The organism is Neotamlana sedimentorum, from assembly GCF_000943565.1.
GTDB lineage: Bacteria > Bacteroidota > Bacteroidia > Flavobacteriales > Flavobacteriaceae > Neotamlana > Neotamlana sedimentorum.
Genome location: NZ_JTDW01000004.1, coordinates 458,149 through 473,327, shown reverse-complemented (window position 1 = coordinate 473,327; position 15,179 = coordinate 458,149). Strand labels below are relative to the sequence as shown.

Genomic DNA, 15,179 nt, shown 5'->3' with positions numbered 1-15,179 from the left:
TTCTCATTAAATTTAAGTTGGTGTGATTCTGAAACGAGTTCAGACTGATAATCAATGTTCTAATTTACAGAAAAGGTGGTGCCGTCTTTTCCATCTTTTAATTGAATACCTGCTGCTGCTAATTCATCACGAATTTTATCAGATAATGCAAAATCTTTATTTGCTCTAGCTTCTTGGCGTAATTTTATTAAAACATCTACAGCTGCCGCAAGTTTATCGGTTCCAGCATTGTTTTCACTTTCATTTAAAAGTCCTAAAACATCGAAAACAAAAGCATTTATACTTGTTCTCAAAGTTTTTAAATCTGCCTCGTTTAATGTTTGACTTCCTTCTTTTACTTGATTAATAATTTTAGCCGCTTCAAATAAATTAGCGATTAAAATGGGCGTATTAAAATCGTCGTTCATGGCATCATAACATTTTTGAAGCCATTCGTTAATGTTAACCGACGATGTTTTTGACGCTTCAAGCTTCGATAAAAGTGAAAGTGCTTCCATTAAACGATTATAACCTTTTTCGCTAGCTTTTAAGCCGTCATCGGTTAAATCTAAAACACTTCTATAGGACGATTGCGCCATAAAAAAACGAATCACGCTAGGCGAGTATGCCTTACTCATTTTATCGTTGTTACCCGAAAGTAACTCGTGCGGATTAATTGTGTTTCCTGTACTTTTAGACATGCGTTGCCCGTTAAGCTCCAACATATTAGCATGCATCCAATAGTTAACCGGCGATTTTCCTAAAGCAGCTTCATTTTGAGCAATTTCACATTCGTGATGCGGGAATTTTAAATCCATTCCGCCACCATGAATATCAAAGGTTTCACCTAAATATTTTGTGCTCATTGCAGTACACTCTAAGTGCCAACCAGGGAAACCATCGCCCCAAGGTGAAGGCCATCGCATAATGTGTTCTGGTTCGGCTTTTTTCCAAAGCGCAAAATCTTGTGGGTTTTTCTTGTCACTTTGCCCATCTAAAGTACGTGTATTGTGAATTAAATCTTCTAACTTACGTTTGCTAAGCTTTCCGTATTCGTTAGATTCGTCGAACTTATGCACATCAAAATAAACCGAGCCATTTACCTCGTAGGCAAATCCGTTATCAATTATTTTACCAATTAATTCAATTTGCTCAATAATATGGCCCGTGGCTGTAGGCTCGATACTTGGAGGCAAAAAGTTTAACGTGTTTAAAATATTATGAAAATCTACGGTGTAGCGTTGTACCACTTCCATAGGTTCTATTTGTTCTAAACGTGCTTTTTTAGTTATTTTATCTTCACCAACATCGGCATCGTTTTCTAAGTGACCTGCATCTGTAATATTTCGAACATAACGTACTTTATATCCCAAGTGTTTTAGGTAGCGAAAAATAACATCAAAAGACATAAATGTACGTACATTACCAAGGTGTACATTGCTGTAAACTGTTGGTCCACAAACATACATTCCAACATAGCCTTCGTTAATTGGTTTAAAAACTTCTTTTTGTCCTGTTATAGAATTGTATATTTTTATTTGGTTATGCTGGTACAGTTGCATTGTATTTTGTGGTTTGTTGATGAGGTATTTGTTTCAGTATTTTAAACTCAAATACGCTTGTGGAACATATTAAAATTTAGTGTCTAATTGAATGTAATCTAAAAACTCACGACGTACGGTTGTGTCTTTAAATTTTCCGCCAAATTCTGAGGTAACTGTACTGCTTTCAATATCGCGAATACCTCTAGAATTTACGCATAAGTGTTTTGCATCAATTACACATGCCACATCTTGTGTGTTTAAAACTTCTTGTAATTCTTTTACAATTTGAATAGTTAAACGCTCTTGTACCTGCGGACGCTTTGCATAATAATCTACAATACGATTCATTTTAGATAAACCAACTACAGTGCCGTTCGAGATATAGGCAATATGCGCTCTACCTACAATTGGTAATAAATGGTGTTCGCAAGTAGAGTATAAGGTGATGTTTTTTTCTACTAACATTTCACCGTATTTATATTTATTGTCGAAAGTTGAAGCACTAGGTTTTTTCTTAGGGTCTAAGCCTCCAAAAATTTCTTTTACAAACATCTTGGCAACTCGGTTTGGTGTTCCACTAAGGCTATCGTCTGTTAAGTCAAGACCAAGAGTTTCCATTATATGACGTACATCGTCTTTTATAATTTCAATTTTTTCTTCGTTTGAAAGCTCAAAAGCATCTAAACGAAGTGGTGTGTTTGATGAAGTTCCAATGTGGTCTTCTCCTAAGGCGTCATGTTCGTCAATGTGATTGTCAATTTTCATCAGGTGTAATTTTAGTTTGCAAAGATAAACATTTCCGTTTTTTTCAATTTATTCTTAACAAACAATTATTGTAATAATATTATAAATGTTATTTATATGTTTTTTTGCATAAAAAAGCCTGAATTTTAATTAATTCAGGCTAAGTTTTTTTAGGTTTCTTTTTTTAAAGATTGAATGCTAATGTTAAGGTTAGATTCGAATTTTTTCTATCAATTGAAGCTGTATCAATTAATCCTGTACTATATAATGGTGTTAAGTACGAACGCTCTGCTTGATCGTAAGTAAAATCGAGTTTAGTATTACCAAAACTAATACCAAGACCGAGGGAGAAACCTTCTAAATCGCCAACAGTTTCACCGTCTTCGTAAGGGCTTTCTTCAAAACGGTAACCACCTCTAAAACTAAATTGCTTATGTTTTAATTCGCCACCAAGTCTGTAAGTTGAAGCACTTGTAAAAGTGTTTGCAATTAATTCGTTTTGTTGTTGATAGTATGCGTCTTCAGTTGGCCCAAATTCCATTTTACCATAATCGTTGTTAGAGTAATCGAAACTAATTAAGCCACGATTTCCAAAAATATATGCCAAACTACCCGACACTTTCGATGGTGTTTTAAGTTTGTAACGTGGGTAAACGTTTACTACATCTGGAAAAATTTCAATAAAACCATTGCTACCATCTGTTGCAATGTATTGTGTGGTTTCTTCGTCGATGGTGTACCAAGTAGGAGAATCGTAAGTTGCACCAATGCGCAGATTAGGAGTTAATTTATAAATACCACCTACTTGAAACGAAAAACCATTACCTTGAGTTCTAAGTGAGTTTTCGAATTCAATATAATCAATTGTTGAAGCGGTATTAAAATTGTTTTCAAAAAGCAAGGTGGTTCGTTCGTAATCAATAAAATGTGAGTTTAGGTTTATTCCTAAATATAAATCATCTTCATATTGTGTAGCAAAGTTGAACGAAATTTTCCCATTGTAGCCCGTAGCAAAATAAGAGTAATCGTGCATAAAGTTACCTGGAGCAGCGTTAGAATAATATCTCGTATTAGCATCGTTGGTAATATCTTCTGGTTCTATAATAAAAGACTCGTACCCCAAAAAAGCTTGTTGGTTTGCGAACCCAAATTCGTTACCTATATATTGATAAGCTTCAGAATAGGTTTCCCCATCTAAACGTTCAATTTCATCTAGTCTTAATCCGTTGGCATGAAGGAAAAAATAGCCCGCAATCGAGTTTGCTGGAGACAATACGTCGTTTGTGGTGTTATCAACGAAAACATCGTCGTTGGTGTTTGTCCCAAAAGCGGTCCAGTTATTACTAAAATCGTTGGTTTTATCGTAAGCAATAGAAAAAGCTAGTTTTTTCCAAGGCGAGTTATTTCTGCTTGCAAAAACAAAAGCCGCACCTCCTTGATTTACATCGAAGGTAGAATTATTTGTTTTAACATCGTTTCCAAAATAGTTGGTGGTGTTTTTTGTATCTAAATTTGATACTGTAAAAGACACATAACTTTGATTAAAAACAGCCGAACTAGCTGGGTTTATACTTACAGCACTTAAATCGCCACCCAAGGCTCCAAAAGCACCACTTAAAGCTCTAAAGCGTGCACTTCCTTGAATTTCGCTTTGTGAATAACGAAGTGCATCCGTTATTTCTTGGCCATAACTAAACGCCATAGAAAGCACAGCTATGGCTAGTAAACTTATCTTTTTCATATATTTTTTTCTAATTTTTTAATAATCTTAACCGCGTCTTCTGCTACTTCCTGATGACGATCTGCTTGAGCTTCCAGACGATCTGCTAGAACTTCCTGAAGATCGCACGCTTGAGCTTGATGATCTTGAGGTTGAACTTGGCGTGTAACTTCTAGAAGGTGTAGATGTTTGTGAAGACGATCGTCGGGTATATGAACTGTTAGAATTTGTTCCTGAATTGTTTACAGTACTAGAACTTCTTCTTACAGTTGAAGATGTTCTTGAAGTAGAATTAGATACAGGTGTTCTAGATGTTCTACTAACTGTAGTCGATCCGGTAGTGTTTCTTGAAGCCGAAACATTATTACTATTTATACTGCTACGTCTTGTTGTTGTATTGTATTTTGAAGTTGACGTTCTCGAAGTTACCGAGCTTCGTCTACTTGTGGAGTTTACATTATTATTGGCATAACTACCTCTTCGAGTTGCATTATACGATGCTCTGTTTGTATATCTATTATTATAATATCTGTTTGAATTGTAAAAAGCGCGGTTATTTCCGTAATACCAAGAATTGTATCCCCAACCAGCATAAACATAAGGATTGTAATAACCATAAGCCCAATTATTCCAGCCCCAGTTATTCCAGCCATAATTCCATCTTGGATTCCAAGCCCAACGGTTATATCTCCAATCGTTCCAGCCCCAAGTGTTCCACCCAAAACCAGCATTCCAACCCCAGTTATTCCAACCGTTGTCAATATAATTAATGGTAACGCTCTCGTTTATTTGTCCCCAACCAGCATACCCTTGGTAATTATTAGCAATGCTATCGTTTTCAACAAAATTGTCGTTTTCATAAGTATCTATATCGGTGAAAATTTCACCATTGGCGTATAAACCTTCAGATTCAATAGATTTTGTTTTAAAATAATTCTCGTAATAGTTACTATTGCCGTTAGGGTTATCTTCTGGAACTTCAACAATAGCCTCTTCGTATTGCGTGTGCGTATTAGTGTTTCCGTATATACCATCATTAGCACCTCCAACGTATTGGTAAGAACCGCACGAAACTAATGCAAATAACAAACCAAATAGGCCTATTTTCGATAGATTCGCAAATATGTATTTCTTAAACTGCATAACTCTTTCTTTTTTATTGTTGAACATCGCAAAAATAGTTAGTTTTGCTGAACTATTTTTTTATTTAACATAGTCACAATATTTGTGCCAAAATATAGATATGAGTAAAAAACTTACCAGTAGAGCAGAAGATTATTCAAAATGGTATAACGAGTTGGTTGTAAAAGCTGATTTAGCAGAGAATTCTGCCGTACGAGGGTGTATGGTAATTAAACCATATGGGTATGCTATTTGGGAAAAGATGCAAGCGGAATTAGATAAAAAGTTTAAAGAAACTGGACACCAAAACGCCTATTTTCCATTGTTTGTGCCGAAAAGCTTGTTTGAAGCTGAAGAAAAAAACGCGGAAGGATTCGCAAAAGAGTGTGCTGTGGTAACTCATTATAGACTGCAAAACGATCCAGATAAGCCAGGTAAGTTACGTGTTGATCCTAATGCTAAACTTGAAGAAGAATTAGTTGTTAGACCAACAAGTGAAGCCATTATTTGGAATACTTACAGGAATTGGATTCAGTCGTATCGCGATTTACCAATTCTTGTTAACCAATGGGCCAATGTGGTGCGTTGGGAAATGCGTACACGTTTGTTTTTACGAACAGCAGAGTTTTTATGGCAAGAAGGGCATACCGCTCATGCTACTAAAGCAGAAGCGATTGTTGAAGCTGAACAAATGAATAATGTGTATGCTAATTTTGTTGAAAATTTTATGGCTATTCCGGTTATTCAAGGTTTAAAAACAGAAAGCGAACGTTTTGCTGGTGCCGAAGAAACATATTGTATTGAAGCGTTAATGCAAGACGGTAAAGCACTACAAGCAGGAACATCGCACTTTTTAGGTCAGAATTTTGCAAAAGCTTTCGATGTTAAGTTTGCTAATAAAGAAGGGAAGCAAGATTATGTTTGGGCTACATCTTGGGGTGTTTCAACACGCTTAATGGGAGCTTTAATAATGACGCATAGTGATGATAACGGGTTGGTTTTACCTCCAAACCTTGCGCCAAATCAAGTTGTTATTGTTCCTATATATAAAAGTGAAGAACAACTTGCAGCTATTACAGAAGTTGTAAATGGAATTGTTAACGATTTAAGAGCTAAAAGCATTTCGGTTAAATTCGATAACAGAGATACGCTACGTCCAGGTGCTAAATTTGCACAGCACGAATTACAAGGTGTTCCTTTAAGAATAGCGATAGGAGCAAGGGATTTAGAAAATGGAACCGTAGAGCTTGCTCGTAGAGATACTTTAACAAAAGAAGTTGTTCCTTTAGATGGATTAATTGACAAAGTAGAAGGTTTAATGACCGAAATACAAGAATCCTTATTTAATAAAGCACTAGATTTTAGAAATACACATATTACTAAAGTTGATACTTTTGAAGAGTTTAAAACCGTATTAGAAACAAAAACAGGGTTTATCTCGGCACATTGGGATGGCACTGCCGAAACCGAAGATAAAATTAAAGAACTTACAAAAGCAACTATTAGGTGTGTTCCATTAAATCAAGAGGAAGAAAATGGCCTTTGTGTATACTCTGGAGCGCCTTCAAAAGGTAGGGTTTTATTTGCAAAAGCGTACTAATTAAAATTTTTTTTAAAAAAATTTAAAAAAGTATTGTAGCATTTAAAAAGAGTTGTATATTTGCATCCGCAATCACGAATTGCTTAGTTCATTAAATAATGAAATAACCTAAATGGCCCGTTCGTCTATCGGCTAGGACGCCAGGTTTTCATCCTGGTAAGAGGGGTTCGATTCCCCTACGGGCTACAATTTTTTTAAATAAAAATATCAATAAAAAGAAATGGCAAATCATAAGTCAGCATTAAAAAGAATTAGAAGTAACGAAGCGAAAAGAGTGTTAAACAAATACCAACACAAAACGACTCGTAATGCTATAAAAAAGTTACGTGAATTAACAGATAAAAAAGAAGCTGAAGCTTTATTTCCTTCTGTAGTTTCTATGTTAGATAAATTAGCTAAGAAAAATGTAATTCATGCTAACAAGGCAGCTAACCTTAAATCTGGTTTGGCTAAGCACGTTGCTTCTTTATAATACTAATTAGGAATTAAATTATTTAAGTCTTTCAATTTTTTGAAAGGCTTTTTTTTGTGCGTAAAATTTAAACGCCTGGAGGTTATATTTTTTTGATTCCTTAAAATCTATTTTTCTGCTCCATTTTTGCCAAGTACAAAACCTTCAGCCGCATTTCGAAATATTTAGGCATTTTTCATTTAAAAATTAAAAAAATAAATTAATCCTTGGTGAATCATTTTTATCTGGGTTGTATTTTTTTGTTAACTGTTTGAAATATTTACTGTGTTTTTATTTCTTTTTATATTATTGCAAGTAATTAAAAACTAAACTTTATATATATGCCGGTTAACATTGCTTATTTGTTTAAAATAAGAGGTCATTTTTTTAATCAATTTTTAAACAAACATGTATTAATAAGCCTTTTTTTAGTAGCTATTATTTCTTCTTGTAAAACTGAAACTAAAAACACTCCCGAAATATCGTTAATCGACTATAAAATTGAACCTGGTTTTAACATTCAAGTTGTTGCTTCCGAACCTTTCTTAGACGCTCCAGTTGCTTTAGAATTTGATGATGCTGGACGCATGTGGACCGTTGAAATGAAAGGCTACATGCCAAATCTTGAAGGTACAGGAGACGACGAACCAAATGGCGTTATTTCAATTTTAGAAGACACAAATAACGACGGTATTGTAGATAAAAAGAAGGTTTTTATTGATAGTTTGGTTTTACCACGAGCAATTGCTCATGTTTATAACGGTTTACTTTATGCCGAACCTCCTAATTTATGGTTTGTTGAGATTGAAAACGATAAGCCTAAAAATAAAGTTTTAGTAGATTCTTTATATGCCGATGGTGGTAACGTAGAACATCAACCCAACGGATTGTTAATGCATATTGATAATTGGATTTATAACGCTAAATCTCATTTTCGATATCAAAGAAAGGCTGGTAAATGGTTAAAAGAACCAACAACTTTTAGAGGGCAATGGGGCATTACCAAAGATAATTTTGGAAGACTGTTTTACAATACTAATAGTACGCAATTGCTGGGAGATTATGTGTTGCCAAACACTATAATTGAAAACAACTACTTTAAACCAAAATCGGTGTTAGGTCAAGCTTTAACTCCTAATCAAAAAGTATATCCGTTGCATCCAACTTTAGTAAATAGAGGTTATGTAAAAGGTGTTTTAAATGCCGATAGTTTGTTGGTTAATGTTACATCGGCATGTGGCCCGTTAATTTACAGAGGTAACCAATTTCCAGATAGCTACCTTGAAAATGCTTTTGTTTGTGTTCCAGAAGCTAACTTAATTAAAAGAAATATAGTCAATTTTAATAAAGTTAATTTAAGTGCCAATCAAGCTATAGAAAATAAAGAGTTTTTGGCAACTACAGATACCAGTTTCAGACCTGTTAACATTAATAACGGTCCAGATGGAAATCTTTATGTTGTAGATATGCATCGCGGTGTTATTCAAGATAAAGCTTTTATGACGCCGTATTTGCATAACGCATTAGCAAAAAGCAGATTGGATACTATTTTAAAAAAGGGACGGATTTTAAAAATAACGCATAATAATTCAAATAAAAACTATAAACCAATTCAGTTTAACTCTTTAAATGTATTGGAGTTAGTTGAATTATTAAAGCACGATAACGGTTGGGTAAGAGATAAAGCGCAACAAAAACTAATATGGCGTAATAACCAAGAAGCCAATGCGCTTTTATTGCAGTTAATTAATAACGAAACTGTAAATGAAATCTCTAAAATTCATGCCTTACACACTTTAAATGGTTTGTCTAGCTTAACTTTTAACGATTTATTGAAGTTATTAAATAGCGAAAAACAATTTAAAGTAAAATGTCATGCTATAGTTTTAGCTAAACAATTTGCTACTAAGGAAAATGCAATAACATTCTATGAAATTTTAAATAAACTTATTGAAGTTAATAATCAGGAAATAGATTTATATATTTTAAGTTCGTTAAATAGCTGGGCTACATTTAATGATTCTGAATTTTTTAATGTAATAGATACTTTATCGAAACGTTACGCTGAAAATAACATCTATCAAGAAGCCGCGCTTAATAGTTTAACAACTTTTGAAACAGACTATTTAAAACACATAGAAAAAAATAATACGAATGAAGATTCTTTAATAACAAGAAACTTACAAACCGCCATAAACAATAAAAGTTTAAATAAGCAAAATTCAATTTACGTTAATAATAATGTTGTAACAGATTCTAGAACTTCTGGATATCGCATTTTTAAACAACTTTGTGCGACTTGCCACGGTATTGATGGGGAAGGTGTGGAGAGTTTAGCACCGCCATTAATTCATTCGGAATACGTTTCTGGTTCCTCGAAAAAATTAGCATTGGTTTTACTTCACGGGTTAACAGGACCAATTCATGTAAATAAACAACGATTCGATTTAAATATAACAATGCCTGGTTTAGGTAACAATAGCGATTTTACTAATAAGGATATTCTTGATGTTATTAGGTATATAAAGAATGCTTTTTCTGAGAGTAATACCAAGTTAACTGAAAAAGATATTGAAAACCTTAGAAAAGTGTTACCATCATCTGGAAGTGTATTTACCGAAGAAGAATTACTTAAATTAAAATTATAGCGATTCATTTTTATTCATAAATGGTTGAAGATTGTTTTATTTACAGAATGAATTATATAAACTTAGGGTTGCACATAAGTTAGTTTTCAAAATTTAATAAGAAACATCCGCCTTAAAGGATAGAATTTTACTAAAAAATCTGTACTTTTAATTAAGTTATACATGCTATCCTAAGTAGCTGTTAAAACGATGTTTTAAAACTTAATTGTACATTATATGAATCAAAACGGTCCTGAAGTAGAACGATTATCGGTTCCCGACACTTATAGAAATTGGAAAAAATGGGGGCCATATTTAGCCGACAGACAATGGGGAACAGTACGAGAAGATTATAGTGAACACGGTACTTCCTGGGAATTTATAGATCATGACAAGGCAAGAAGTAACGCCTTTCGTTGGGGAGAAGAAGGTATCGCAGGATTTTGCGATTCTAGAGAAATTCTATGTTTAGCAACTGCTTTTTGGAATGGAAAAGATCCTATTTTAAAGGAACGCTTATTTGGTTTAACCAATAACCAAGGAAATCATGGTGAAGATGTAAAGGAACTTTATTTTCATTTAGCTTCTTCGCCATCGCATGCTTATTGTAAATATCTATATAAATACACACAAAACGAATTTCCTTATAGCGATTTAGTTTCGGGCAATCACAGAAGTCGAGATGAGTTTGAATATGAGCTTTTAGATACCGGAGCTTTTAAAAATAATGACTATTTCGATTGTTATATTGAGTATGCAAAAGCAGATATTAACGATATTTTAATGAAAGTTACCGTGGTAAACCGAGGAGATAAAACTGCCGATATCCACGTGTTACCACATTTGTGGTTTCGAAATTTTTGGAAACACAATAAGCGACATACGCGCCCAACTATCAAATCAATAAATGATACGAGTGCCTATTCACGAAGCACTAGAAACGGTCGTTATTATTTTTATCACGAAGGTGGAGAGCAATTATTTTGTGAAAATGAAACGAATAATAAACGAATTTATAATATTCCAAACGATGTCGATTATGTAAAAGATGGCATAAACGAGCATGTAGTTAATGGTAAAAATACTGTAAACCCTGAGAAAAATGGTTCGAAATTCGCGGCTTGGTTTAAGTTAAGTTTAAATCCAGGTGAAGCCAAAACGATTAGAGTTAGGTTAAGTAAAGATAAGAATGAAAATCCTTGGGACGACTATGACGATATTTTCCATAAAAGAATATACGAATGTGAGACGTTTTATAACCAAACCTTAAAAAACGACCTGCCAACTGCGCATAAAGAGATTGCTAAAAGTGCTTTTGCAGGTTTACTTTGGACAAAACAATTTTATTATTACGATGTACATAAGTGGTTGTTTGGTGGGCCAAATGAAGCTAAGCCAAACCGAACTAATTTACGTAATTTAAGTTGGCAACATCTTACAAATAGACATGTTATTTCTATGCCCGATAAATGGGAATACCCATGGTATGCTGCCTGGGATTTAGCATTTCATATGGCGTCTTTTGTGGAGGTCGATCCATATTTCGCGAAAGAACAACTTTTGCTGGTTTTAAAAGAAAACTATATGCATCCTAACGGACAAATTCCTGCTTACGAATGGAATTTTAGCGATGTAAATCCTCCAGTACATTCATGGGCTGTTTGGCATGTTTACGAAAAAGATAAAGCACATACAGGTAAAGGCGATATCGAGTTTTTAGAACGCGCTTTTCAAAAATTATTACTCAATTTTACATGGTGGGTAAATCAAAAAGATCAAAATGGAACCGATTTATTTGAAGGCGGATTTTTAGGTCTAGATAATATTGGTGTTTTCGACCGAAACCACATGCCTCCAGGTATTTCAAGAATGCAACAAGCCGATGCGACTAGCTGGATGGCCATGTTTACATTAAATATGTTACGCATGTCTTTTGAGCTTGCCGACCAAAACAGATCGTACGAAGATGCTGCGGCTAAATTTTTTAGGCACTTTTTAAATATTGCTTGGGCAATGCATCATATTGGTGAACGCGATATTTCGTTATGGGACGATGAAGATAATTTTTATTACGATGTAGTAGAAATGCATAACGGAGAGTCCGACCGTTTAAAAGTACGCTCCTTAGTTGGTGTAATACCAATGTTTGCTGTAGAAGTTATGCATAAAGATCTTTTTGAAGAGTTAAAGGATTTTAGGTTTAGAGCTAACGAAATTATAAGAACACGTCCAGATTTAGCCTCGTTAATTTCAAATATTGATGCTCCAAATGAAGATGGAAACTACTTATTTTCTATAATGAGAGGTTTTAGGCTAGAGCATTTGTTAATTAGGCTGTTAGACGAAAATGAATTTTTATCGGATTTCGGAATTAGGTCTTTATCTAAATTCCACGAAAAGCATCCTTTTGTATTCCAGCATCATGGTCATCATCAAATACAATACGAACCTGGTGAGAGTCGTTCGGGTATGTTTGGTGGTAATTCCAATTGGCGCGGACCCATTTGGATGCCAGTAAATTATATGATTATTCAGTCGTTAAGAAAATACTATAAGTTTTATGGCGACGAATACCAATACGAGTTTCCTACAGGTTCTGGTAATAAATTGAATTTAAAGCAAATTGCCAACGAGTTAACAAAACGTTTAATTAAATTGTTTGAAGTTAATTATAACGGTAAATTTCAATATCATGCCGACGATGCCGAAAATAAATTTGCCAACGACCAGCATTTTAAAAGCTTACATTTATTTTACGAGTTTTTCGATGGCGATACAGGTAAAGGTTTAGGCGCATCACATCAAACGGGTTGGACAGCTTTAATTGCAAATTTAATTATGGAAATGGATGAATAAATCGATTATTAATATCGTTTTATTTCATCTATATTTAAAACAAATCATTTAAAACTTTTGCCAGACGAATTCCCGCAATTTGTAGTTGGCTTCTAACGGTTTTAAAGTTGTTATAAGAGTAACGGTATCTTAAATTTTCGTTGGCTTTGGCCGATTTGTAAACAGTTTTGGCAAGTTCGTGAGTTTCGTTAACCCAATCAATAACAGTACCTTGTTGTAATGTTTTTATTTGTTGTTTGCTTAAAACATCAGCATTTGCTGCGAGTTCGTCGTAACTCATGTTAAATTCTTCAATCATATCAGAGTCCCAAACACGATGCAGGTTAGAGTCTTTGTAGTGCCATTGTACTTTAATATCATTTCCGCCTTTATCTTCTTTTAAGCCTACATGCATAGGTTGGTGTAAGTCGCCAATTAAATGTATTAGTAATTTTAAGTAAAAAGCCTTGTCGTCGTCGCTACTAGATTCACTTTTAATAACGGCAATACATTCGTTTATTCCAGAAACTAAATCACCATCAGGATTTTTTTCAGAGGTTTCGTAAGTTGTCTCAAAAGGCATGTTTATGTAATGCCAGGTATAAAATTTATTATATCGTTTATCCGATTTAATTTCATCAGCAAAAGTAGAAACGAATGCTAAAGATTGTCGTTTTAATAGCTTCTGAATTTTTCGTTTAGCTCGTCCAGATAAATGTTCATCGGCAATTTTTCCAACAACACGATGTCCTGTTGGTCCCCAAAAATCGGATGTTGCAAAACTTTCTTTTGGAAATAAAAAGCAAATAAGTAGAATGAAGTATATTATAGTTTTCATAAAATTATTTTTTGTCAAATTTATAAATATTTATTTCTATACATAACTTTTATTAAAGCTAAATTAGTTAAGAAGATATTAAACTGTATACATACATTTAACTGGAACTTGTAGCTAGTTAATAATTGTGATTACTAAAAAAACATTATTTAAAATATTAAGATAATTACCTCTTTATAGTTAGAAAAACTAAAGCTTTATTAAAAAATGTTATTTTCAAGTTAATTATTTTAAAAAAATATGTTAGAAAAATATTTGTGTTAATTTAATGAATAGAATTTATAAATTAAATAATGCTATTTTGGATAACTATAACAAGTTTAATTTTAAACATTTCCCACAATTATTAATAGATACTTCAAGAAATTGGTTAAAGAGCAACCCGTTTCAATTAAGCGCTATAGTTGCTTATTATGCAATTTTATCGTTACCAGCGCTTCTAGTTTTAATATTAAATATTGTTGGTAATATCTGGGGTAAAGAAATTGTGCAAGGGGAATTACTTGATGAAATCACTAATTCTATAGGTATTGAAGCTGCAGAATTTATTAGAAAAATGATGGTTGATAGGGGAGATGAAACTGTATCTGTTTTTACAACTGTAGTGGGGGCCTTAACTTTACTTTATGGTGCAACAGGTGTGTTTTACCAATTGCAGGAAGTGTTTGATAAAATTTGGAAAGTGAAGACAGAGTCTAATATAAATAGCATTATAAAAACTATAATAGACCGTTTAAAAAGCTTTGGTTTTATTTTAATAATAGCGTTTTTATTACTTATTAGTTTTGTTATAACATCTTTAATTAGTGCTTTTAGTAAACGCATAGAACAGTTTTTACCAGAAAATCTTTTCGATTTAGTATATGTATTCGATGTAATTATTTCAACAGTATTTATCTATGTGTTATTCGCAGCAATGTTTAAATATTTACCAAGTAAAAAAATAAAATGGAAAGCAGTAAGATTTGGGGCGGGGTTAACTGCATTTTTATTTGTTATTGGAAAGTTTTTAATGGGCTGGTATTTTAAAGAAATGAATCCAGCATCAACTTATGGAGCTGCTGGATCGGTGGTTTTAATTATGTTGTGGGTTTCTTACTCAAGTTTAATATTGTTTTATGGAGCAAATTTTACAAAGGTATACTCAGATAGGTATTTGTTAAACTAAATGTATTTTTAATTGTTTGAATTTCTTAAATCCAAATGGTGTTCAGTTTTCAAACATCTAAATTTGTTTTTAATTTTTTTGAGTTGTCGTTTTTTCCGGTTGGCTCAACAATTTATAGTAAAGTAGACTCATTCATATAAATTTTTTTTAAAACAGTTATCTATTTTCTTTTCAAATATTGTGACTATTTGCTTAAAACTGTTTCAAATGTAGCATAGTAGTCAAAGCATTTAATAAATTAAATGTTAAAATTGACACCCCAATAATTTAACCAAAAGAGCAATACATGAAGGATTCACAGCATTCTGATGAGCACTTAAAAGATGTTCCAAAGGATATAAAGCCTAAAGTTATGAAGGATATTGCGATGGCTAAACAACTTAAAGAAACTCTAAATAAGTTCCCAATTAAAATGGCAGACTTATTCGATTTAATTCGTGGAAAAAAAAAGAACTAATAAGTTTTATTTAAGTAAGTATTAGTGTTAAAAATTTAACAAATACTTGAGATTACAAAAAAGAGTGTATTCTTTTCTTTCTTTATAAATTTTC

11 protein-coding genes and 1 tRNA gene are annotated in these 15,179 nt (G+C 33.1%); 7 read left to right on the top strand and 5 right to left on the bottom strand.

Features of this window, described 5'->3' with window-relative positions:
• Nucleotides 1–59: 59 nt before the first annotated feature.
• From cysS to PW52_RS06950, 4 genes are all read right to left on the bottom strand, one after another.
• The gene (cysS, locus tag PW52_RS06965) at nt 60–1,541 is read right to left on the bottom strand and encodes a cysteine--tRNA ligase (RefSeq protein ID WP_044632192.1); all 1,482 of its coding nucleotides are present in this window, start codon (nt 1,539–1,541) and stop codon (nt 60–62) included.
• A 69-nt stretch (nt 1,542–1,610) separates the two neighbouring features.
• Complete coding sequence (folE, locus tag PW52_RS06960; protein WP_044632191.1) at nt 1,611–2,288, bottom strand: GTP cyclohydrolase I FolE; 678 nt, start codon at nt 2,286–2,288, stop codon at nt 1,611–1,613.
• A 163-nt stretch (nt 2,289–2,451) separates the two neighbouring features.
• A complete protein-coding gene (locus PW52_RS06955) occupies nt 2,452–4,008 on the bottom strand; it encodes an OmpP1/FadL family transporter (protein WP_044632190.1) in 1,557 nt (518 codons plus the stop codon).
• Nucleotides 4,009–4,035: 27 nt separating this feature from the next.
• Nucleotides 4,036–5,130, bottom strand: a complete 1,095-nt coding sequence (locus tag PW52_RS06950) for a hypothetical protein (protein ID WP_131453983.1) — start codon at nt 5,128–5,130, stop codon at nt 4,036–4,038.
• 100 nt (nt 5,131–5,230) lie between these two features.
• On the opposite strand from PW52_RS06950, the gene proS reads away from it, so the two are divergent.
• From proS to PW52_RS06925, 5 genes are all read left to right on the top strand, one after another.
• Nucleotides 5,231–6,709 carry a proline--tRNA ligase gene (gene proS / locus PW52_RS06945; RefSeq protein WP_044632188.1) on the top strand — a complete coding sequence of 493 codons (1,479 nt, stop codon included), beginning with the start codon at nt 5,231–5,233 and terminating at the stop codon, nt 6,707–6,709.
• Nucleotides 6,710–6,823: 114 nt separating this feature from the next.
• Nucleotides 6,824–6,895: transfer RNA gene (locus PW52_RS06940), tRNA-Glu, on the top strand.
• Between the two features lie 34 nt (nt 6,896–6,929).
• On the top strand, nt 6,930–7,181 hold the full coding sequence (rpsT, locus tag PW52_RS06935; RefSeq protein ID WP_044632187.1) for a 30S ribosomal protein S20: 252 nt from the start codon (nt 6,930–6,932) through the stop codon (nt 7,179–7,181).
• A 320-nt stretch (nt 7,182–7,501) separates the two neighbouring features.
• Nucleotides 7,502–9,808, top strand: a complete 2,307-nt coding sequence (locus PW52_RS06930) for a DUF7133 domain-containing protein (protein WP_082050855.1) — start codon at nt 7,502–7,504, stop codon at nt 9,806–9,808.
• Between the two features lie 216 nt (nt 9,809–10,024).
• Entirely contained in the window at nt 10,025–12,643 is a 2,619-nt protein-coding gene (locus tag PW52_RS06925) for an MGH1-like glycoside hydrolase domain-containing protein (protein ID WP_044632186.1), read from the top strand.
• Nucleotides 12,644–12,677: 34 nt separating this feature from the next.
• Here the strand turns inward: PW52_RS06925 and PW52_RS06920 are convergent, their stop codons facing one another.
• Complete coding sequence (locus PW52_RS06920; protein WP_044632185.1) at nt 12,678–13,460, bottom strand: S1/P1 nuclease; 783 nt, start codon at nt 13,458–13,460, stop codon at nt 12,678–12,680.
• A gap of 268 nt (nt 13,461–13,728) precedes the next feature.
• Between PW52_RS06920 and PW52_RS06915 the strand changes: the two genes are divergently transcribed.
• Both PW52_RS06915 and PW52_RS17525 read left to right on the top strand, forming a co-directional pair.
• A complete protein-coding gene (locus PW52_RS06915; protein WP_082050854.1) occupies nt 13,729–14,628 on the top strand; it encodes a YihY/virulence factor BrkB family protein in 900 nt (299 codons plus the stop codon).
• A 286-nt stretch (nt 14,629–14,914) separates the two neighbouring features.
• Entirely contained in the window at nt 14,915–15,085 is a 171-nt protein-coding gene (locus PW52_RS17525; RefSeq protein ID WP_165586765.1) for a hypothetical protein, read from the top strand.
• The last annotated feature ends 94 nt before the right edge of the window (nt 15,086–15,179 follow it).

What these genes read in the sequence shown, in the direction of transcription:
- cysS (WP_044632192.1), bottom strand. Translation starts at nt 1,541, where the DNA reads ATGCAACTGTACCAGCATAACCAAATAAAAATATACAATTCTATAACA.
- folE (WP_044632191.1), bottom strand. Translation starts at nt 2,288, where the DNA reads ATGAAAATTGACAATCACATTGACGAACATGACGCCTTAGGAGAAGAC.
- PW52_RS06955 (WP_044632190.1), bottom strand. Translation starts at nt 4,008, where the DNA reads ATGAAAAAGATAAGTTTACTAGCCATAGCTGTGCTTTCTATGGCGTTT.
- PW52_RS06950 (WP_131453983.1), bottom strand. Translation starts at nt 5,130, where the DNA reads ATGCAGTTTAAGAAATACATATTTGCGAATCTATCGAAAATAGGCCTA.
- proS (WP_044632188.1), top strand. Translation starts at nt 5,231, where the DNA reads ATGAGTAAAAAACTTACCAGTAGAGCAGAAGATTATTCAAAATGGTAT.
- rpsT (WP_044632187.1), top strand. Translation starts at nt 6,930, where the DNA reads ATGGCAAATCATAAGTCAGCATTAAAAAGAATTAGAAGTAACGAAGCG.
- PW52_RS06930 (WP_082050855.1), top strand. Translation starts at nt 7,502, where the DNA reads ATGCCGGTTAACATTGCTTATTTGTTTAAAATAAGAGGTCATTTTTTT.
- PW52_RS06925 (WP_044632186.1), top strand. Translation starts at nt 10,025, where the DNA reads ATGAATCAAAACGGTCCTGAAGTAGAACGATTATCGGTTCCCGACACT.
- PW52_RS06920 (WP_044632185.1), bottom strand. Translation starts at nt 13,460, where the DNA reads ATGAAAACTATAATATACTTCATTCTACTTATTTGCTTTTTATTTCCA.
- PW52_RS06915 (WP_082050854.1), top strand. Translation starts at nt 13,729, where the DNA reads ATGAATAGAATTTATAAATTAAATAATGCTATTTTGGATAACTATAAC.
- PW52_RS17525 (WP_165586765.1), top strand. Translation starts at nt 14,915, where the DNA reads ATGAAGGATTCACAGCATTCTGATGAGCACTTAAAAGATGTTCCAAAG.